Annotated in this window: 21 protein-coding genes; 2 read left to right on the forward strand and 19 right to left on the reverse strand. The window is 71.7% G+C overall.

The window, feature by feature from the left end; genetic code table 11:
* Positions 1 to 432: 432 nt before the first annotated feature.
* Positions 433 to 2,262, forward strand: coding sequence for an endonuclease/exonuclease/phosphatase family protein (locus AC07GB_RS25010; protein ID WP_478849023.1), 1,830 nt, complete (start codon positions 433 to 435; stop codon positions 2,260 to 2,262).
* On the opposite strand, the gene AC07GB_RS25015 is transcribed toward AC07GB_RS25010, so the two are convergent.
* From AC07GB_RS25015 to dapD, 9 genes are all read right to left on the reverse strand, one after another.
* Entirely contained in the window at positions 2,252 to 2,866 is a 615-nt protein-coding gene (locus AC07GB_RS25015) for an antibiotic biosynthesis monooxygenase (RefSeq protein ID WP_478849025.1), read from the reverse strand. The two genes, AC07GB_RS25010 and AC07GB_RS25015, sit on opposite strands and share 11 nt — an antisense overlap.
* Before the next feature lie 86 nt (positions 2,867 to 2,952).
* Entirely contained in the window at positions 2,953 to 3,744 is a 792-nt protein-coding gene (locus AC07GB_RS25020; protein WP_478849027.1) for an SGNH/GDSL hydrolase family protein, read from the reverse strand.
* Positions 3,745 to 3,831: 87 nt separating this feature from the next.
* Entirely contained in the window at positions 3,832 to 4,527 is a 696-nt protein-coding gene (locus AC07GB_RS25025; RefSeq protein WP_478849029.1) for a hypothetical protein, read from the reverse strand.
* The gene (locus AC07GB_RS25030; RefSeq protein WP_478849031.1) at positions 4,524 to 4,679 is read right to left on the reverse strand and encodes a hypothetical protein; all 156 of its coding nucleotides are present in this window, start codon (positions 4,677 to 4,679) and stop codon (positions 4,524 to 4,526) included. Before AC07GB_RS25030 ends, AC07GB_RS25025 begins: the two co-directional genes overlap by 4 nt.
* A 195-nt stretch (positions 4,680 to 4,874) precedes the next feature.
* The gene (locus AC07GB_RS25035; protein WP_478849033.1) at positions 4,875 to 6,200 is read right to left on the reverse strand and encodes a WD40 repeat domain-containing protein; all 1,326 of its coding nucleotides are present in this window, start codon (positions 6,198 to 6,200) and stop codon (positions 4,875 to 4,877) included.
* Entirely contained in the window at positions 6,197 to 6,751 is a 555-nt protein-coding gene (locus tag AC07GB_RS25040; RefSeq protein ID WP_478849035.1) for a SigE family RNA polymerase sigma factor, read from the reverse strand. Before AC07GB_RS25040 ends, AC07GB_RS25035 begins: the two co-directional genes overlap by 4 nt.
* 151 nt (positions 6,752 to 6,902) lie before the next feature.
* Positions 6,903 to 7,481 carry a hypothetical protein gene (locus tag AC07GB_RS25045; protein ID WP_478849037.1) on the reverse strand — a complete coding sequence of 193 codons (579 nt, stop codon included), beginning with the start codon at positions 7,479 to 7,481 and terminating at the stop codon, positions 6,903 to 6,905.
* Positions 7,482 to 7,532: 51 nt separating this feature from the next.
* The gene (locus AC07GB_RS25050; protein ID WP_478849039.1) at positions 7,533 to 8,282 is read right to left on the reverse strand and encodes a hypothetical protein; all 750 of its coding nucleotides are present in this window, start codon (positions 8,280 to 8,282) and stop codon (positions 7,533 to 7,535) included.
* 103 nt (positions 8,283 to 8,385) lie between these two features.
* Positions 8,386 to 9,375 carry a 2,3,4,5-tetrahydropyridine-2,6-dicarboxylate N-succinyltransferase gene (gene dapD / locus AC07GB_RS25055; protein ID WP_478849041.1) on the reverse strand — a complete coding sequence of 330 codons (990 nt, stop codon included), beginning with the start codon at positions 9,373 to 9,375 and terminating at the stop codon, positions 8,386 to 8,388.
* Positions 9,376 to 9,522: 147 nt separating this feature from the next.
* Between dapD and AC07GB_RS25060 the strand changes: the two genes are divergently transcribed.
* Positions 9,523 to 10,413 carry a winged helix-turn-helix transcriptional regulator gene (locus AC07GB_RS25060; protein WP_478849043.1) on the forward strand — a complete coding sequence of 297 codons (891 nt, stop codon included), beginning with the start codon at positions 9,523 to 9,525 and terminating at the stop codon, positions 10,411 to 10,413.
* Here the strand turns inward: AC07GB_RS25060 and AC07GB_RS25065 are convergent.
* From AC07GB_RS25065 to AC07GB_RS25110, 10 genes are all read right to left on the reverse strand, one after another.
* Positions 10,385 to 10,945, reverse strand: a complete 561-nt coding sequence (locus AC07GB_RS25065) for a TetR/AcrR family transcriptional regulator (RefSeq protein ID WP_478849045.1) — start codon at positions 10,943 to 10,945, stop codon at positions 10,385 to 10,387. The two genes, AC07GB_RS25060 and AC07GB_RS25065, sit on opposite strands and share 29 nt — an antisense overlap.
* Positions 10,945 to 11,265 carry a DMT family transporter gene (locus AC07GB_RS25070; RefSeq protein ID WP_478849047.1) on the reverse strand — a complete coding sequence of 107 codons (321 nt, stop codon included), beginning with the start codon at positions 11,263 to 11,265 and terminating at the stop codon, positions 10,945 to 10,947. Before AC07GB_RS25070 ends, AC07GB_RS25065 begins: the two co-directional genes overlap by 1 nt.
* Positions 11,266 to 11,391: 126 nt before the next feature.
* Complete coding sequence (locus AC07GB_RS25075) at positions 11,392 to 11,745, reverse strand: metal-sulfur cluster assembly factor (protein ID WP_242716451.1); 354 nt, start codon at positions 11,743 to 11,745, stop codon at positions 11,392 to 11,394.
* Positions 11,742 to 12,212 (reverse strand): Fe-S cluster assembly sulfur transfer protein SufU, encoded by a 471-nt coding sequence (sufU, locus tag AC07GB_RS25080; protein WP_478849049.1) that lies wholly within the window; start codon positions 12,210 to 12,212, stop codon positions 11,742 to 11,744. Before sufU ends, AC07GB_RS25075 begins: the two co-directional genes overlap by 4 nt.
* 14 nt (positions 12,213 to 12,226) lie before the next feature.
* Complete coding sequence (locus tag AC07GB_RS25085; RefSeq protein WP_478849051.1) at positions 12,227 to 13,483, reverse strand: cysteine desulfurase; 1,257 nt, start codon at positions 13,481 to 13,483, stop codon at positions 12,227 to 12,229.
* Positions 13,480 to 14,271 carry a Fe-S cluster assembly ATPase SufC gene (sufC, locus tag AC07GB_RS25090; protein ID WP_478849053.1) on the reverse strand — a complete coding sequence of 264 codons (792 nt, stop codon included), beginning with the start codon at positions 14,269 to 14,271 and terminating at the stop codon, positions 13,480 to 13,482. Before sufC ends, AC07GB_RS25085 begins: the two co-directional genes overlap by 4 nt.
* A gap of 7 nt (positions 14,272 to 14,278) precedes the next feature.
* Positions 14,279 to 14,608 (reverse strand): bifunctional 3-phenylpropionate/cinnamic acid dioxygenase ferredoxin subunit, encoded by a 330-nt coding sequence (locus tag AC07GB_RS25095; protein WP_478849055.1) that lies wholly within the window; start codon positions 14,606 to 14,608, stop codon positions 14,279 to 14,281.
* Positions 14,605 to 15,789 carry a Fe-S cluster assembly protein SufD gene (gene sufD, locus AC07GB_RS25100; RefSeq protein ID WP_478849057.1) on the reverse strand — a complete coding sequence of 395 codons (1,185 nt, stop codon included), beginning with the start codon at positions 15,787 to 15,789 and terminating at the stop codon, positions 14,605 to 14,607. Before sufD ends, AC07GB_RS25095 begins: the two co-directional genes overlap by 4 nt.
* A 76-nt stretch (positions 15,790 to 15,865) precedes the next feature.
* Complete coding sequence (gene sufB, locus AC07GB_RS25105; protein ID WP_478849059.1) at positions 15,866 to 17,287, reverse strand: Fe-S cluster assembly protein SufB; 1,422 nt, start codon at positions 17,285 to 17,287, stop codon at positions 15,866 to 15,868.
* Positions 17,284 to 18,051, reverse strand: a complete 768-nt coding sequence (locus AC07GB_RS25110) for a helix-turn-helix transcriptional regulator (protein ID WP_478849061.1) — start codon at positions 18,049 to 18,051, stop codon at positions 17,284 to 17,286. Before AC07GB_RS25110 ends, sufB begins: the two co-directional genes overlap by 4 nt.
* Positions 18,052 to 18,119: the final 68 nt, after the last annotated feature.

Raw genomic sequence — 18,119 nt, forward strand, 5'->3', positions numbered from 1 at the left:
GCGCAGTTCCCCGCGCCCCTACGGGGCACTCCACCCGTCCTTCACCTGCGGGTTCGCCGTGGCCGCTCGCGCAGTTCCCCGCGCCCCTACGGGGCACTCCACCCGTCCTTCACCTGCGAGTTCGTCGTGGCTGGTCACGCAGTTCCCCACGCCCCCAAGGGGCGCCCCACCCGCGTCTCCGCGCCCCTAAGGGGCACTCCGCCCCGGGCCCCCCGGGGCGCTCCGTCCGCGGCGTCCGCTTACTCCTCTTTGCCTTAGTTCATGTACCCGCCAGAAGACGTACAGCCCCGCGACACCCTTCCAGCCTTGACAACTCCCCTGCTCACACCGGAGATTGACGCGCGTAGAGCGCCACCTCCCCGAGTCGCGTGTCCCTCTGCCCCTCTCCCTCGAATCCCGGAGTCCTCGATGTCCCACATATCCCGGTCCCGCATGCCCAGATCCGCCGCCGTCAGCGCGGTCGTCGCCACCGCACTCGCGGCCGGTCTGCTCGCCGCGAGCAGTTCGGCGGCCTCCTCCACGGCGGGCGCCGACGAGGTGCGCGTGCACGACATCCAGGGCGACACGCGCCTCTCGCCGCTCGCGGGGCAGCAGGTCGGCGACGTACCGGGCATCGTCACCGGAGTACGGACGTACGGCTCGAAGGGCTTCTGGATCCAGGACCCGAAGGCGGACGGCGACCGCGCCACCAGCGAGGGCGTCTTCGTCTACACCGGCGCGAACCCGACCGTGAAGGCGGGCGACGCGGTCCGTGTCTCCGGCACGGTCACCGAGTACGTGCCGGGCGGCGCGAACTCCGGCAACCAGTCCCTCACGCAGATCACCAAGCCGACCGTGACCGTCGAGTCGTCCGGCAACGAGCTGCCCACCCCGGTCACGGTCGACGCCAAGTCGGTGCCGTCCGCGTACGCGCCCGCGGGCGACCCGGCCGACGGCAACAGCGTCAACAAGCTGCCGCTGCGGCCCCGCTCGTACGCCCTGGACCTCTACGAGTCCCTGGAAGGCATGAACGTACGCGTCGGCTCCTCGCGCGTGGTCGGCGCGAGCGACCCGTACAACGAGCTGTGGGTGACCGTGAAGCCGCACGAGAACACCACCCGGCGCGGGGGCGCGCGCTACGGCTCGTACGAGGCGCAGAACACCGGGCGGCTCCAGATCCAGCAGCTGGCGCCGGTCTCCGAGAAGCCGTTCCCGAAGGCGGACGTCGGGGACGTCCTGACGGGGACCACCGAGGGACCGCTGGACTTCAACCAGTTCGGCGGGTTCACGCTCACCGCGCGCACCCTCGGCGAGGTCGTGGGCAAGGGCCTGGAGCGGGAGCGGACCCGACCGCAGCGCGAGCGCGAGCTGGCCGTGGCCACGTACAACGTGGAGAACCTGGACCCGGGCGACCCTCAGGCCAAGTTCGACGCGCTCGCGCGGGCCGTCGTCACCAACCTCGCCTCGCCGGACATCGTGGCCCTGGAGGAGATCCAGGACGACAACGGCGCGAAGAACGACGGCACGGTGTCCGCCGAACAGACCCTCAAGAAGTTCACGGACGCCATCGCGGCGGCGGGCGGTCCGCGCTACGCGTGGCGCTCGATCGACCCGCAGAACAACAAGGACGGCGGCGAGCCCGGCGGCAACATCCGCCAGGTGTTCCTCTACAACCCCGAGCGCGTGTCGTTCACCGACCGCGACGGCGGCGACGCGACCACGCCGACGGACGTCGTGCGCCAGGGCAAGCGCGCGGCCCTCACCCGCTCGCCCGGCCGCATCGACCCGGCGAACGAGGCGTGGACCAACAGCCGCAAGCCGCTCGCGGGCGAGTTCACCTTCCGCGGCAAGCCCGTCATCGTGATCGCCAACCACTTCGCGTCCAAGGGCGGCGACGAGTCCCTGACCTCCCACCACCAGCCGCCGTCCCGGCCCTCCGAGGTCCAGCGGGTGAAGCAGGCCGAGGCGGTCAACGCCTTCGTGCGCAAGGTCCGAGCGGCCGAGCGGAACGCGGACGTCGTGGTCGTCGGGGACATCAACGACTTCGAGTTCTCCCCGGCCACCAAGGCCCTGGAGGCGGGCGGCGCCCTGCGCGCGGGCATCACGACCCTGCCGCGCGCCGAGCGCTACTCCTACGTCTACCAGGGCAACTCCCAGGTCCTCGACCAGATCCTGGTCAGCCCGGGCGTCGGCCGCTTCGCCTACGACAGCGTCCACGTGAACGCCGAGTTCGCCGAGCAGAACAGCGACCACGACCCCCAGGTCATCCGCTTCAAGCCGTAGGCCGCACGCCGACGGCGAACCGGTAGCGCCGCACCGTGCCGCCCTCCACCTCCGCGTCCCCGGCCCCGTCCGCCCACTGCGCGTACGTGAGCACCCGCGTCCCGTCCGTGCTCAGGTGCGCGTGGGCGCCGATGAGGCCAGGGGCGCTCTCCAGGGCGGCGAGGGAGGCGTCCGCCCAGCTCCGGCGGCGGTCGGGGTCCGCCTCGTCGAAGGCGGCCTCGACCGTGGTGAAGACCTCCGGCACCCCGGCGCCCGGGACCACGCTCCGGTACAGGCTGGTCCTCGTCAGGCCGAGGCGCTCGATGCCCGGCACCGCCGCGTCGATCTCCGCGTTCCTGTCGTCGCGCCCCCGCGCGAAGAAGTCCTGGTAGGCCTGCTCGTCACGCCACCGCGAGTGGTGCATCAGGGTCTCGCCGTCGAGGCTTTCGTACACGCTGTACGACAGCAGCCCCTCGTGCGGCCACTCCCGGCTCCCCCAGGCGTGGGCGATCGCGTCGACGGTGGCCCGCCGGCGCTCGGGCGTGCCGACGTGCCAGGTGCTGAAGAAGGTCAGGCCACGGTCGCCGGCGAGCGGGGCGGGGGGCGTGGTCAGGCGCTGCGTCATCGAAGTCCTCCAAGGTCAGTAGGGGTGCGCGGCGCTTTCAACGCCGGCGTGCACGTCCTACGTTCCAAGGTGAACCAAGGTTGAAGTCAAGCCCGTTCCGACAGCGTCACCACGTCGAGCCCGGGGCGCTTCGCGGTGTGCCCGTCGCGCCGTGGCACGCGCCACCGCCGCGCCCGCCGCCGCACCCACGGCCCCGCCGCGCCGGCCAGCCAGCGCACCTCCTGGGCCGCGCCGCCGAGCGCGGAGACCGGCGCGAGCGGCGGCAGCGGCCGGGCCCAGTCCGCGTACCCGGGGACGCCGAGCGCGTCGGCGACGCCCGCGGCGATCAGGGCGTGGCCGAGCGGGCTCGCGTGCATGCGGTCGCGGCTCCACAGCCGCGGGTCGGCCGTGATGCGCTGCGGGAACAGGTCGAGCACGACGACGCCGTGCCGGTCGGCGGCGGCGCGGATGCGGGCGTTGAGGTCCATCACCCGGGGCTGCGCGCGGCGCGCGAGCGGGGCGATGCGGCCGATGTCGGGGATGGTGACGGTGGCCACGCACGCGCCCGCCCCGGTGAGTTCGGCGAACATCTCCTCCATGGCGCGTGCCGTGCGCGCCGCGTCGTAGCCAGGACCGACCAGGTCGTCCACCCCGGCCACGACGGTCGCGAGGTCCGGTTTCAGGGCCAGGGCGGGCCCCAGCTGGTCCTGTTTCACCCGCTCCGTGACGCGGCCGCGCACCGCGAGGTTGGCGTACGAGAAGTCCGGGTGGCCGACGGCGAGGATCTCCGCGAGCCGGTCGGCCCAGCCACGGTAGCCGCGGTGTTCGTCGCCGTCGCCGAGCCCTTCGGTACGGCTGTCTCCGACGGCGACGTACCGCGCGTACGGATGCGAGGTCATGGCCCGAGGGTCCTGCGGAGGCGCGTCTTCCGTCAACGAGGCGTCGGTGCCCCGCGGCGCACTCCGGCCACGGCCCGCCCACCCCGCTCAGGTGCCCCCGGCCGGTCCCCCTGGGCGACCCTGATCCGGGTTCCGCAGCCGCCCCAGCTCGCTCTGGAACCAGTCGAGGCGGGCCTGGAGCAGCGCCGCCTCCGCGGTCAGCTCGGGCAGGCCGAGGCCGCCCGGCGCGGCCCCGGGCACCGCCGGGGCGGCGGTCACCCGCAGCCCCTCGCCCGCCGCGGCCGCGAACCGGGCCAGGGTCACCGCCGTGCGGCCGCCGCCACGCCCGCACCGGCCGCAGACCCCTTCGAGGGCCCGCCAGCCGGGTCTGCCCCAGCCCGCGTCGGCGAGGCCGGTGGCGGCCGCGCCGCAGTCGCAGGGCTGCACGGTCACCGAGCGGACCCGTTGGCGCGCGTAGCGGAAGCCCCGCTCGAAGCGGATGTACGCGCCGAGCACCGCGACCCGCAGCAGGGCGGCCGTGCGGTGCTCGGCGGTGCACAGCAGCCCTTCGGCCTCGGCGCGGGCGTGCACGCAGTGGAAGCCGCAGTCGCAGCGGCGGTGCGGTGCGCGGTGGCGCCGGCCGTAGGCGCAGCGGGCCTCGTCGAGCACGCCGTAGGGCAGGCCGCCGCCCAGGGAGATGCCGGTGAAGGCGGCCCGGGTGCCGTCGTGGGACAGCATCGGGTGGGCGATCTTGTATCCGGTCGGCGGCTCCTTCGGGCGTTCCTCGGGAAGCCGGAGACTCATCGGCCGACGGGCACCTCTCGCGCCGGGGCCGTCTCCAACCCCTCGGCCTCCGCCGCGTCGAGGACCAGTTCGGGGGCCCGCGCTTCGGCCTCCGCGCTCTCGCGGGGCTCTTCGTCGGCGATTCCGGTGGCGAGTGCCTTGCCCAGCCTCATGCTGCCTCCTGTGCACGCGGTACGTGACGGACGTGTGCGCCTGGCTCCCGCCATGATGACGCATTCCGGGGCGAGTTGGCACCGGCGCGTGCCGCCCGTGCGGCCCGCCGACCGGGACATGGTCGGCGGGCCGTTCCCCCGCCCGCGACGGGGCACGCGCGGGCCGGGAGTCCTCGGGATGCGGGTCGGGCGTGCTCAGCGGGTGGTGAGCAGCGGCGTCCAGCGCCCGGGGTCGTCGTCCGAGGGCTTGCGGAAGTCGCTGAGCGGCACGACCTTCTTCTCGCCGACGGTGACCATGACGAGCCGGGTGCGGAACTCGTCCTTGCCCGCGCACCGCTCGGTGGCGCAGCCCCAGGCGATGAGGCGCTTGTTGTCGGCCCAGGCCAGCTGCTGCATGCCCGGGACGCTGCCCACCTTCTCGCCGGTCTTCGGGTCGAGGAGCGGCGAGCCCTTGTCGTCGCCGTCGCCCGCGAGGAGCTTGCCGTCGGGCGAGAGGCCGGCCCGCGGCCAGCCCGCGTACTTCTCGCCCGCGGGCGCCTTCGTCTTCTTGCCGTCGAGGGTGTACCAGTTGCGGCTCGGGTTCTCGGGGGCCGAGGCGTCCCGGGTTTCGCCTATGTCACCGTCCGAGACCTCCGTGCCGTCCGTGAACTCGACTTCGTCGCCGTCCGTGATCCCCGACGGGGACTCCGAGACCTCCTGCGTGTAGAGCTTCGTACCGTCGTGGGACCATTCGAGGTCCTCGCGCGGGTTGCCCCCGTAGGAGCCCCACTTGTCCGGCTTCGGCTGCCGCAGCTCGTGGAAGGCCCCGACCTCGCCGGTGCCCGCGTCGATCACGTAGAAGCCGGTGCGGCTGCCGTGCCGGCGCGGGTCGTCGTGGGGGAACTGCTTCGGCGGCGCCAGGAGCCGGTCCGGGTTCTTGCTGTACGAGGTCGCGACGAGGCGCTTGCCGTCGGGCGACCACTCGACGCCGGCGACGGGCCGGGCCGGGGTGATCCAGCGCTCCACCCTGCCGGTCCTGAGGTCGAGCAGACCGATGCGCCGGGCGGGCAGTTCGCCCTCCAGGACGGCCGCGGTGCGCATGCCGGGGGCGACGTCGGCCCAGGCCCACTTCTCGTCGGCCTTCTCGTACGTCCCGGTCTTCTGGTTCAGCAGGGTGTAGCGGCGCTTGAACAGTTCGTCGCCGTTGGACTGCTTGACCGTGCTGGTCGTGTAGTACCCGGACACCGCGGTGTTCCCCGCGGCGATCAGGTCGCGCGGCGGCGACTGGTCGGGGTGCCCGATGACGTCGCTGTCCAGCGACCCGCTGGCCGGCCCTGCCTCCGCGCGCCCGGGGCCGTCGCCGGGCAGGCTCGTCACGGCCACGGCGATCGCTGCCGCCGTCACGGCGGCGGCCCCCGCGATGCCCCGGCGGTTGCGGCGCCGCCGGGCGGTCAGGACCCGGTCGGCGAGGTCGCCCCGTGCCGTGCCGCCCGCCGCGGCCTCCTCCTGGAGCGCCTCGCGCACCAGCTGCTCTACGTTCACGGTCGTACCTCCACAGGTGAGATGCCTCGGGGCGGCGTGGGCTCGGCGGACATCGGGCCGAGCCCGGCCAGCTCGGGTGCGAGTGCGCGCAGCCGGGCGAGCGAGCGGTGGGTGGTGCTGCGGACCGTGCCGACGGAGCAGCCGAGGATCCGGGCCACGTCGGCCTCCGGGAGGTCCTCGAAGTACCGCAGGACGAGCACGGCGCGCTGGCGCGGGGTGAGCCGGGCGAGCGCGCCGCGCATCACGACGCGCAGTTCGGCGGCGCCCTCCCCGCCGTCGCCCGCCCGCTCGGGCGGCTCGGCGACGGCCACCTCGCGGCGCGGCCACTTCAGGCGCCACCGGCTGACCTGCTGCCGGTAGAGGACCTGCCGGACGTACGCCTCGGGCTCGTCGACCCTGCTCCACCGGGCGGCGACCTTCACCAGGGCGTTCTGCAACAGATCCTCCGCGGCGTGCCGGTCGCCGCCGCTGAGCAGGACGGCGGTCCTCAGCAGGGCGCCGGACCTGCTCTCCACGAACTCCCGGAAGCGGTCCTGGCTTTCGGCATCCATCGTCACCTTCTCTTCTCCGGCGGCCTGCTCGCCCCCTCTGCTGTGGATGACGTGCCAGGACCCGCGTCGCTATGCCTGTGGCGCGACGCGGGTCCTGGGAAAAGCGGGAAAGGCAGGAAAGGTGGGTAAGGCGGGTAAGGCGGGCGTGGGGTCAGTGCTTGGGGCCGAAGCCCTTCCCCTTGGTCCACTTCAGCCGGTGCGCGTGGCGCTTAAACGTGACCTGCTTGCCGTTCTTGGCGATGTCGGCCCTGGTCCAGCCGTCGAAGTCCTTCGTGATGTGGTGCTCCCACTTCGTCAGGCTCCCGGTGGCGACCGCGGCGAGCGACCGGGTCGGGGGCTCGCCGTCGTAGCAGTAGAGCCCCCAGTCGGCGATCGCCGCGACGGTCCCGGCCCTGGCCTTGAGCGTGATGCCCTGGCAGACGTCGGTCTTGGTGCGGTGGACGGCCTTGGGCTTGGACCAGCCGCGCGCCCTGGGGCTGTAGTCCTGGACGTAGAGCCCCTTCTTCTCCAGGTAGTACATGGCCACGCGCCGCCCGTCGGGAAGCCTCACCTGCGACTCGTACGGGGCGGGGGACCCGTCCCAGTGGATGTCCGAGTGCTGGAGCTTGTAGCGGTGGCTGCCGCCCGCCTTCTCGCCGGCGCCCTCGGCCACGCTCTGCCCGCTCCCCGCGAGCAGCGCGACCACGGTCGCCCCCGCCATGAGCGCGCTGCGCGCCCCTGTGCCGTTCATGAAGATCTCCCCTCCGTTTCCGCGCAGCATACATATGCACGGAACGGCCCCTCAGGGCCGCGGGGGGAGGGGGCCGTGCTCCCAGCAGCGGCGCTCGGGGTCCCAGGCCGAGTAGTACGCGGCCCCGTCCCGGGTGCCCTGGGCACGCCACCGCTGCTCGGCGTCCCCGGGCCAGACGAGGTGCGGCGGCCGGTCGTACACCGCGCGCAGCTCCCCGAGTTCGAGGTGCAGGAGCTGTGCCACGGCCTCGGCGGGGGTGCGCGCGTCGAGCAGCACCCTGACCCCGTGCTCGTCGACGAGTTCGAGTACCGGCCCGGACGCTCCGCCCTGCGGCTCGCGGCCGTGGGCCCGCACCTCGCGCCGGATCAGCCGGCGCACGCCCCGGCGCGTCCACGGCCCGAGACGGCCCGCGAGGCGGTCGCCGTAGGCGCCTGCCACGGCTTGGAGGAACGGCGCGAGGGAGACGCCCACCAGGAGTTCGGGCCAGCTGAACCCGGCCTGCCGCGGCTTTCGTTCCGCCACGGCCCGCTGCCGCAGGGCGAGCCGCTCACGCAGGACGCCGCGGGCGCGGACGCGGTCGTGGTGCGCGGCCTCGTCCGCCAGGAGTTCGTCCCACTCGCGAAGGTTCCGCCGGTGGAACCGTGCCTTCTGCGCCGCGTTCATGCGCGGGTACGCGTCGAGTTCCGCAAGCACGCGCCGGGTCAGCTCGGGGTCGTAGGGCCTGTACTTCCGCTCGTACGACGCCTCGTCCGCTTCGAGCCTTCGCAGCCGCGCGCGTAAGTACGCCTCGTCCGCGTCCATCCCCGCCCGTCCTCCTCGTCCCGGCCTGCGTCCGACGCCCCCGCACGGGCCCTGTGCGGGCTCGTGGAGGGGCGCCGTAGGAGCGGTGCCGCCGTGGCGGTGCTCAGTTGTGGCTGTGCAGGACGTCGTTCAGGCCGCCCCAGACCGCGTTGTTCGGGCGCGCCTCGACGGCGCCGGTGACCGAGTTGCGGCGGAAGAGGATGTTCGAGGCGCCGGAGAGTTCGCGGGCCTTGACGATCTGTCCGTCGGGCATGGTCACGCGCGTGCCGGCCGTGACGTACAGGCCCGCCTCGACGACGCACTCGTCGCCGAGGGCGATGCCGACGCCGGCCTCGGCGCCGATCAGGCAGCGCTCGCCGATGACGATGCGGACGTTGCCGCCGCCGGACAGCGTGCCCATGGTGGAGGCGCCGCCGCCGATGTCGGAGCCGTCGCCGACGACGACACCGGCGGAGATGCGGCCCTCGACCATGGAGGTGCCGAGCGTGCCCGCGTTGAAGTTCACGAAGCCCTCGTGCATCACGGTGGTGCCCTCGGCGAGGTGCGCGCCGAGCCGGACGCGGTCGGCGTCGCCGATGCGCACGCCCTTGGGGGCGACGTAGTCCGTCATGCGCGGGAACTTGTCGACGCTCGTCACCGCCAGGTGCAGGCCCTCGGCGCGGGCGTTCAGACGGACCTTCTCCAGGTCGTCGACGGCGACCGGGCCGAGCGAGGTCCAGGCGACGTTGGCGAGGAAGCCGAACATGCCGTCGAGGCTCGCGCCGTGCGGCTTGATCAGGCGGTGGCTGAGCAGGTGCAGACGCAGGTAGACGTCGTGCGCGTCCAGTGGCTTCTCGTCGAGCGACGCGATGACCGTACGGACGGCGACGACCTCCACACCACGGCGGGCGTCAGGGCCGATCGCCCGCGCGGCACCCTCGCCGAGCAGCTCCACGGCACGCTCGGCGCTCAGCCGCTCGCTCCCGGCGGGGCCCGGCTCGCCGACCAGCTCGGGGGCGGGGAACCAGGTGTCGAGCACGGTGCCGTCGGCGGCGATGGTGGCGAGCCCGGCGCCCACGGCGCCGGTGGTGCGGGAAGCAGTCGTATCGGTCATGGGTGAAAACCTAACCGGCCCCGGCCCGTGGAGGCCAACCAGCGCTGTCCGCCCCGGCCGCGGGGAGTGGGTTCCTTTTGGGAACGGACTGTGGCAGCATGCGAGGCTCCGGGTCAGCGCCCATCGGCCCGGGAGAGTGTGAGGGACATGCCACGGCGGACGAGCCTCGGCGACGCCCACTGCGCCATCGCGCAGGCCCTGGACGTCGTCGGCGACTGGTGGACCCTGCTGATCGTGCGCGACACGGCCCGCGGGGTGCGCCGCTTCGACGCGCTCCAGCGCGAACTCGGCCTGTCCCGCAAGGTGCTCGCCGAGCGCCTGCGGCTCCTGGTGGACGCGGACGTGCTGACCCGGGTGCCGTACCAGGACCGCCCGCCGCGCCACGAGTACCGCCTCACGCCGCGCGGGCGCGCCCTGCTGCCGGTCCTGATCGCCCTTCAGGACTGGGGAGACACCTGGGTCCTCGGAGAGGGAGAGATGACAGCGACGACACCGGCCGACGCCTCGCGGGAGGCGCTGCGCGTGCACGGACTCCTGGGCACGCGCGTGCCGGAACTCCGGCTGCGCCCCGCCGACGGCGAGCCCCGCGACCCCGTGGCGGACGCGGCGTACACCGTCCTGTACTGCTTCCCCGGCGCCTACGCCCGCGAGGACGCCTATCCGCCCGACTGGTCGGCGATCCCCGGCGCGCGGGGCTGCACCCTGGAGTCCTGCACCTACCGCGACCGGCTCGCCGAGTTCACCGCGGCGGGCGCCGCCGTGCGCGGCGTGTCGACGCAACGCCCGGACGAGCAGCGGGCGTTCGCCGCCAAGGAGGGCCTGCGCTTCCCGCTCCTGTCGGACGCGGACCTGACCCTGACGGCGGCACTGCGCCTGCCCACGTTCCGCGCGGGGGGCGTGAGCCGCCTCAAGCGCCTGACCCTGGTCGTGGACGCCGAGCGGGTGGTGCGCCACGTGCAGTACCCCGTCACGGACGTCACGGCGAGCGTCGACGAGGCCCTGCGGGCCGTCACACGCCTTCGGCGCCCCGGGAGCTGAGCAGGACCCGGCCGAGCATCTCGCGGGTGTACGCCTCGTCGTACTCGCCGCCCGTGAGCAGCACCTGAAGACAGATGCCGTCCATGAGCGCGATCAGCCCCCGCGCGGTGGCGGCGTCGGTGCGCTCGCGCAGCACCTCCCCGACCCCCTCGCACCACTCGGCGGCCACCGGACGCAGGGCGGGGCGGCGCAGCGCGGCCAGATACAGCTCGTACTCCAGCTCAAGACCCGCACGGCCCCCGGCGGCCCACTCCCCGAGGAGGGCCGCCAGCTCGGCCGCGATGTCGCCGTCCGGGCCCCGGAGCACCCCGCGCTCCCGCACGAGCTGCGCGAACCCTTCGTTGGACTGCCGCAGGGCCGCCACCAGCAGGTCGTCGAGGGTCTTGAAGTGGTACGTCGTCGAGCCGAGCGGCACATCGGCCTCGGCGGCCACGGACCGGTGGCTGAGGCCCGCGATCCCCTTCTCCCCCGCGACCCGCAGCGCCGCGTCGATGATCCGCTGCCGCCGCTCGGGGTCGTACCGGCGTCCCATCAGTGGGCCCCGCCCAGATTGAGCACCACGACCCCCGCGATGACCAGCGCGATGCCGGAGAGCTTGACCAGGCTCGCCGACTCCCCCAGGAACACCATGCCGATGGCGGCGACCGCGGCGGTCCCGATCCCCGCCCAGATCGCGTACGCCGTCCCCACCGACAGTGTCTTCAGGGTCTGCGCGAGCAGCGCGAAGGCCAGCACATACCCCACCACGGTGATCAGCGAGGGCCACAGCTTGCTGAACCCCTCGCTGTACTTCATGGCCGTCGTCCCGGCCACCTCCGCCGCGATGGCCGCGGCCAGCAGTCCGTATCCCATGCGTACGACTGTACACATCGATGCGTACGGCTGTACACAACTTTGACCGGCGCATGCGAAGAGGCCCCCGCACCAGAGGTGCGGGGGCCTCTTGAGCCCGAGGAGCGTGCGTGCCCGGCGGGGACCTCAGACGTTGAACCCGAGCGCCCGCAGCTGCTCGCGGCCGTCGTCGGTGATCTTGTCCGGGCCCCACGGCGGCATCCAGACCCAGTTGATCCGCAGCTCGTTGACGATGCCGTCCGTGGCGGACTTCGCCTGGTCCTCGATGACGTCGGTCAGCGGGCAGGCCGCCGAGGTGAGCGTCATGTCGATGGTGGCGATGTTGGCGTCGTCGACGTGGATGCCGTAGATCAGGCCCAGGTTGACGACGTCGATGCCCAGCTCGGGGTCGACGACGTCGTAGAGCGCCTCGCGGACCTCTTCCTCCGAGGCGGGCTTGGTCGTGAGGCCCTCTTCAGGAGTCACAGTGTTCTCGCTCATGCCGTCTTCCTTTCGGCGTCGGCGTCGGCCCCCAGGGCCTGCGCCGTCGCGTCCTTCCACGCCATCCAGCTCAGCAGAGCACACTTCACGCGCGCGGGGTACTTGGAGACCCCGGCGAACGCGACCGCGTCCTCCAGGACCTCCTCCATCGCGTCGTCCGGCTCCAGCTTGCCCTTGGACTGCATCAGCTCCAGGAACACCGCCTGGATCTTCCGCGCCTCGGCGAGGTCCTTGCCCACGAGCAGCTCGTTCAGGACGGACGCGCTGGCCTGGCTGATGGAGCAGCCCTGGCCCTCGTACGACACGTCCGCGATGCGCGAGCCCTCGTACTTGACGCGCAGCGTGATCTCGTCGCCGCACGTCGGATTGACGTGGTGCACCTCGGCGTCGCCGTCACGCAGACCACGCCCGTGCGGGTGCTTGTAGTGGTCCAGGATCACGTCCTGGTACATCGAATCCAGCTTCACTCCGAGCCAGCCCCTCAGCCGAAGAAGTTCCGTACGTGCTCCAGGCCGTCGACCAGGGCGTCGATCTCGCCGGGCGTGGAGTACAGATAGAACGACGCTCGCGTGGTCGCGGGAATTCCGTAGCGCAGGCACACGGGGCGGGCGCAGTGGTGGCCGACCCGGACCGCGATGCCCTGCTCGTCGAGGACCTGGCCCACGTCGTGCGGGTGGATGTCGCCGAGCGTGAAGGAGATCGCGGCGCCCCGGTCCTCGGCCGTGGACGGGCCGATGATCCTGAGGTCGGGGACCTCCAGGAGGCGCTTCACCGCGTACTGGGTGATCGCGTGCTCGTGCTGCTCGATCTTGTCCATGCCGATGGCCGTGAGGTAGTCCACGGCCGCGCCGAGGCCGACGGCCTGCGCGATCGGGGGCGTACCCGCCTCGAACTTGTGCGGCGCGGGCGCGTAGGTCGAGGAGTGCATGGACACCGTCTCGATCATCTCGCCGCCGCCGAGGAACGGAGGCAGGTCCTCCAGGAGTTCCTGGCGGCCCCACAGCACGCCGATGCCCGTCGGGCCGCACATCTTGTGGCCGGTGAAGGCCACGAAGTCGGCCTGGAGGGCCTGCACGTCGAGCGGCATGTGCGGCGCGGCCTGCGAGGCGTCGATCAGGACGAGCGCGCCGACCTCCTGGGCGCGGCGCACGATCGCCTCGACCGGGTTGACCGTGCCCAGGATGTTCGACACCAGGACGAAGGAGACGATCTTCGTCTTCTCCGTGATGACCTCTTCGATGTTCGACAGGTCGAGCCGGCCGTCGTCGGTGAGGCCGAACCACTTCAGCTTCGCGCCCGTGCGCTGCGAGAGCAGCTGCCACGGCACGATGTTGGAGTGGTGCTCCATCTCCGTGATGACGATCTCGGTGTCGTGGTCCACGCGGTAGGGCTCGTCGGCCCAGCCGAGCATGTTGGCCACGAGGTTGAGCGATTCCGAGGCGTTCTTGGTGAAGATCACCTCGTCGCGGCTCGGGGCGTTGATGAACGCCGCGACCTTGTCACGGGCGCCCTCGTACAGCGCCGTGGCCTCCTCGGCGAGGACGTGCACGCCGCGGTGGACGTTGGCGTTGTGCTGTTCGTAGTACTCGCTGACTACGTCGATGACCTGGCGCGGCGTCTGGGAGGTCGCCGCGTTGTCCAGGTAGACCAGCTTCTTGCCGTCGTGGAGCGAGCGCTCCAGGATCGGGAAGTCCTTGCGGAGCGCCTCGGCGTCGAGGAGACCCGGCAGCTGTGTCACGCGACGTCCTCCTCTGAGTTCGTTCCGCTCACGGGGCCACCCTTCACGTAAGCCTCGTAGCCCTCGTTCTCCAGCTTGTCGGCCAGCTCGGGGCCGCCGGACTCGGCGATGCGCCCGTTCGCGAAGACGTGGACGAAGTCGGGCTTGATGTAGCGCAGGATGCGCGTGTAGTGGGTGATGAGCAGGGTGCCCACCTCGCCCGTGTCCCGGACGCGGTTGACGCCCTCGGAGACGACACGCAGCGCGTCGACGTCCAGGCCGGAGTCGGTCTCGTCGAGGATCGCGATCTTCGGCTTGAGCAGCTCCATCTGGAGGATCTCGTGGCGCTTCTTCTCACCGCCGGAGAAGCCCTCGTTCACGTTGCGCTCGGCGAAGGACGGGTCCATCTGGAGCCCGGCCATCGACTCCTTGACCTCCTTCACCCAGGTGCGCAGCTTGGGGGCCTCGCCGCGGATCGCCGTCGCCGACGTACGCAGGAAGTTGGAGACCGAGACGCCGGGGACCTCGACGGGGTACTGCATGGCGAGGAACATGCCCGCGCGGGCACGCTCGTCGACCTCCATCGCCAGGACGTCCTCGCCGTCGAGGGTGACGGTGCCCTGCGTGATCGTGTACTTGGGGTGGCCCGCGATGGAGTAGGCGAGGGTCGACTTGCCGGAGCCGTTCGGGCCCATGATGGCGTGGGTCTCGCCCTGCTTCACGGTCAGGTCGACACCCTTGAGGATTTCCTTGGTGCCGTTCTCGACCTCGACGGTCACGTGCAGGTCGCGGATTTCAAGCGTTGCCATGGGTGCCTCAGGACTCCTGGGTGAGGGAGGCGCGTACGTCAACGAGGACGCTGCCCCCTTCGATCTTTACGGGGTATACGGGAACGGGGCGCGTCGCGGGAAGGCCGGACGGCTTGCCGGTGCGGAGGTCGAACGCGGAGCCGTGCAGCCAGCACTCGATCTGGCAGTCCTCCACCTCGCCCTCGGAGAGCGAGACGTTCGCGTGCGAGCAGATGTCGTGGATCGCGAACACCTCACCCTCGGTGTGGACGACCGAGACCGGCGTGCCGTCGAGTTCCACCCGCTTCGGGGTGTCCTCCTCCAGCTCGCTCAGGTCACAGGCGCGTACGAACGTCATGCGACGGACGCCTCCAGCTCCTCTTCGATCTTCGCGATGAGCCGCTCCTCGATGTCGGCGACACCGATCTGCTGGACCAGCTCGGCGAAGAAGCCACGGACCACGAGGCGGCGCGCCTCGTGCTGCGGGATGCCGCGGGCCATCAGGTAGAACAGCTGCTCGTCGTCGAAGCGGCCGGTCGCCGAGGCGTGGCCCGCGCCGACGATCTCGCCGGTCTCGATCTCCAGGTTCGGCACCGAGTCGACCCGGGCGCCGTCCGTCAGGACGAGGTTGCGGTTCATCTCGTAGGTGTCCGTGCCCTCGGCCTTGGCCTCGATGAGGACGTCACCGATCCACACGGCGTGCGCGGCCTCGCCCTGGAGGGCGCCCTTGTACACGACGTTGGACTTGCAGTGCGGCACGTTGTGGTCAACCAGGAGGCGGTGCTCCTGGTGCTGGCCCGCGTCCGTGAAGTAGAGGCCGAACAGCTCGGCCTCGCCGCCCGTGCCGGCGTAGGCCACGCGCGGGTGGATGCGGACGACGTCGCCGCCGAAGGTGACGACCACGGACTTGAAGGACGCGTCGCGGCCCACGAGCGCGTTGTGCTGCGCGACGTGCACCGCCTTGTCGTCCCAGTCCTGTACGGAGACGACGGTGAGCTTCGCGCCGTCACCGAGGACGTAGTCCACGTTGGCGGCGAGGACCGCGTCGCCGGAGTGGTCGATCACGACGACGGCCTCGGCGAACGCGCCCAGCTCGATGACCTGGTGGCCGAAGGCGGTGCCGCCCTCGCCGTGCACGGCGATGCGGATCGGCTCGGTGAGCACCGTCTCCTTGGGCACGGTCACGACCGAGGCCTTCTCGAAGGCCGAGTAGGCCTGCGCGGCGACGCGGTCCACCGGCGTTCCGGCCTTGCCGAGCCGGGCGTCGTCGCGCCCGACGGTCTCGACGGTGACGCCCTCGGGGGCCTCGACCTCGACCTTGACACCCTCGCCGGTGGCGGTGGCGGTGCCGTCGTGCAGCCCGCGCAGGCGCTCCAGCGGGGTGAACCGCCACTCCTCCTCGCGGCCGTGCGGCACCGGGAAGTCCGCCACGTCGAAGGACGGGGGCGCGCTCATACGGGTGGCGACGGTGGACTCGGCGGCCACCGCGATGGAGCCGGCGGTCGTGGACCCGACCGGGATGTTCTGAGCCTCAGCCATGGCTGTCGTGGTGCTCTCTCTCTGCGTGTTGCGATCCTCGGCCCGCTGGGCCGCTAGCTGCTGGAACGGCGGCCGGTCAGCCGACCGAGCCTTCCATCTGCAGCTCGATCAGCCGGTTGAGCTCCAGGGCGTACTCCATGGGCAGCTCCTTGGCGATCGGCTCGACGAAGCCGCGCACGATCATCGCCATCGCCTCGAACTCGGTGAGGCCGCGGCTCATCAGGTAGAAGAGCTGGTCCTCGGAGACCTTGGAGACGGTGGCCTCGTGGCCCATGGACACGTCGTCCTCGCGGACGTCCACGTACGGGTAGGTGTCCGAGCGGGAGATCGTGTCGACGAGCAGCGCGTCACAGAGCACGTTGGACTTCGCGCCCGGGGCGCCCTCGCCGATCTCGATGAGGCCGCGGTAGGAGGTGCGGCCGCCGCCGCGCGCCACGGACTTCGAGACGATGTTGGACGACGTGTTCGGCGCCATGTGGACCATCTTGGCGCCCGCGTCCTGGTGCTGGCCCTCGCCGGCGAAGGCGATGGACAGGGTCTCGCCCTTGGCGTGCTCGCCCATCAGGTAGACGGCCGGGTACTTCATGGTGACCTTGGAGCCGATGTTGCCGTCGATCCACTCCATGGTCGCGCCCTCGTACGCCACGGCGCGCTTGGTGACCAGGTTGTAGACGTTGTTCGACCAGTTCTGGATCGTCGTGTAGCGGCAGCGGCCGCCCTTCTTGACGATGATCTCGACGACCGCGGAGTGCAGCGAGTCCGACTTGTAGATCGGGGCGGTGCAGCCCTCGACGTAGTGGACGTAGGCGTCCTCGTCGACGATGATCAGCGTCCGCTCGAACTGGCCCATGTTCTCCGTGTTGATGCGGAAGTAGGCCTGGAGCGGGATCTCGACGTGCACGCCCTTGGGGACGTAGATGAACGATCCGCCGGACCACACGGCCGTGTTCAGCGCGGCGAACTTGTTGTCACCGGCGGGGATGACGGTCCCAAAGTACTCCTTGAACAGCTCCGGGTGCTCCTTGAGCGCCGTGTCGGTGTCCAGGAAGATGACGCCCTGCTCCTCCAGGTCCTCGCGGATCTGGTGGTAGACGACCTCCGACTCGTACTGCGCGGCGACGCCGGCGACCAGGCGCTGCTTCTCCGCCTCGGGGATGCCGAGCTTGTCGTACGTGTTCTTGATGTCCTCGGGCAGGTCCTCCCAGGACTCCGCCTGCTTCTCCGTGGAGCGCACGAAGTACTTGATGTTGTCGAAGTCGATGCCCGACAGGTCCGAGCCCCAGTTGGGCATGGGCTTCTTCTCGAAGAGCTTCAGGCCCTTGAGGCGCAGCTTCGTCATCCACTCGGGCTCGGACTTCTTGCCCGAGATGTCGCGGACGACGTCCTCGCTCAGGCCGCGCTTGGCGGCGGCACCGGCCGCGTCGGAGTCGGCCCAGCCGTACTCGTAATTGCCCAGGCCCTCGAGCTCAGGGTGGGCAGTCTCCGTGGGGAGAGTCATGCGGGGTTCCTCCCGGCCGTGCTTGCTGATGCGTGGTTGGTGGTCTGTGGGGTGCTGTGCGGGACCTCGCCGCGCGGGATGAACGTCGTACAGACGCCGTCGCCGTGGGCGATGGTGGCGAGGCGCTGGACGTGCGTCCCGAGCAGCTGGGAGAAGATCTCCGTCTCCGCCTCGCACAGCTGCGGATACTGCTCGGCGACGTGGGCGACCGGGCAGTGGTGCTGGCAGAGCTGCTCGCCGCTGTGCGGATGGGGTGCGCTACGCGCCGTAGCAGCGTACCCGTCCCTGGTCAATGCCTTTGCCAGTGCCTGGGTGCGGTCCGCGGCGGGGGCCGCGTCCATCGCCGCGCGGTACGCCTTCGCCTGCTCGGCGACGCGGGCCCGGGCGAACGCGACGACCGCGGCCTCGCCGTGCGTCTCCCCGATCCAGCGCAGGGCGTCGGCGGCCAGCTTGTCGTACGACTGGTCGAAGGCGTCCCGGCCGCAGTCGGTGAGCGCGAAGACCTTGGCGGGGCGGCCGCGCGTGCGCGCGCCGTAGACCCGCTTCTCGCGGCCCTCGACCACGTTCTCCTGGACGAGGGTGTCGAGGTGGCGGCGGACCGCCGCCTGGGTCAGGCCGAGACGGCCCGCGAGGTCGGCCACGGTGGACGGGCCGTGGTCCAGGATGGAGCGCGCGACGCGGTTGCGCGTGGAACGCTCACCGGTCGCCAGCTCTTCCTGAGGAGCCCCCGGAGGGGCCTCCCGAGCCTCGCCAACGTTTTTCACAACGCCATTGTTGCGTAATTCCTCAGAGCCTGACAACCCGTGCCCCGATCACCCGGCGGTGCGGTGCA

This window comes from Streptomyces sp. NPDC045778 (assembly GCF_056431945.1).

Bases quoted from the DNA above. Each gene is read 5' to 3' on its own strand.
- AC07GB_RS25070 (WP_478849047.1), bottom strand. From the start codon at position 11,265: ATGGGATACGGACTGCTGGCCGCGGCCATCGCGGCGGAGGTGGCCGGG.
- AC07GB_RS25060 (WP_478849043.1), top strand. From the start codon at position 9,523: ATGCCACGGCGGACGAGCCTCGGCGACGCCCACTGCGCCATCGCGCAG.
- AC07GB_RS25010 (WP_478849023.1), top strand. From the start codon at position 433: ATGCCCAGATCCGCCGCCGTCAGCGCGGTCGTCGCCACCGCACTCGCG.
- sufD (WP_478849057.1), bottom strand. From the start codon at position 15,789: ATGGCTGAGGCTCAGAACATCCCGGTCGGGTCCACGACCGCCGGCTCC.
- AC07GB_RS25020 (WP_478849027.1), bottom strand. From the start codon at position 3,744: ATGACCTCGCATCCGTACGCGCGGTACGTCGCCGTCGGAGACAGCCGT.
- sufC (WP_478849053.1), bottom strand. From the start codon at position 14,271: ATGGCAACGCTTGAAATCCGCGACCTGCACGTGACCGTCGAGGTCGAG.
- AC07GB_RS25030 (WP_478849031.1), bottom strand. From the start codon at position 4,679: ATGAGGCTGGGCAAGGCACTCGCCACCGGAATCGCCGACGAAGAGCCC.
- AC07GB_RS25050 (WP_478849039.1), bottom strand. From the start codon at position 8,282: ATGGACGCGGACGAGGCGTACTTACGCGCGCGGCTGCGAAGGCTCGAA.
- AC07GB_RS25075 (WP_242716451.1), bottom strand. From the start codon at position 11,745: ATGAGCGAGAACACTGTGACTCCTGAAGAGGGCCTCACGACCAAGCCC.
- AC07GB_RS25065 (WP_478849045.1), bottom strand. From the start codon at position 10,945: ATGGGACGCCGGTACGACCCCGAGCGGCGGCAGCGGATCATCGACGCG.
- AC07GB_RS25015 (WP_478849025.1), bottom strand. From the start codon at position 2,866: ATGACGCAGCGCCTGACCACGCCCCCCGCCCCGCTCGCCGGCGACCGT.
- dapD (WP_478849041.1), bottom strand. From the start codon at position 9,375: ATGACCGATACGACTGCTTCCCGCACCACCGGCGCCGTGGGCGCCGGG.
- AC07GB_RS25040 (WP_478849035.1), bottom strand. From the start codon at position 6,751: ATGGATGCCGAAAGCCAGGACCGCTTCCGGGAGTTCGTGGAGAGCAGG.
- AC07GB_RS25045 (WP_478849037.1), bottom strand. From the start codon at position 7,481: ATGAACGGCACAGGGGCGCGCAGCGCGCTCATGGCGGGGGCGACCGTG.
- sufB (WP_478849059.1), bottom strand. From the start codon at position 17,287: ATGACTCTCCCCACGGAGACTGCCCACCCTGAGCTCGAGGGCCTGGGC.
- AC07GB_RS25025 (WP_478849029.1), bottom strand. From the start codon at position 4,527: ATGAGTCTCCGGCTTCCCGAGGAACGCCCGAAGGAGCCGCCGACCGGA.
- AC07GB_RS25095 (WP_478849055.1), bottom strand. From the start codon at position 14,608: ATGACGTTCGTACGCGCCTGTGACCTGAGCGAGCTGGAGGAGGACACC.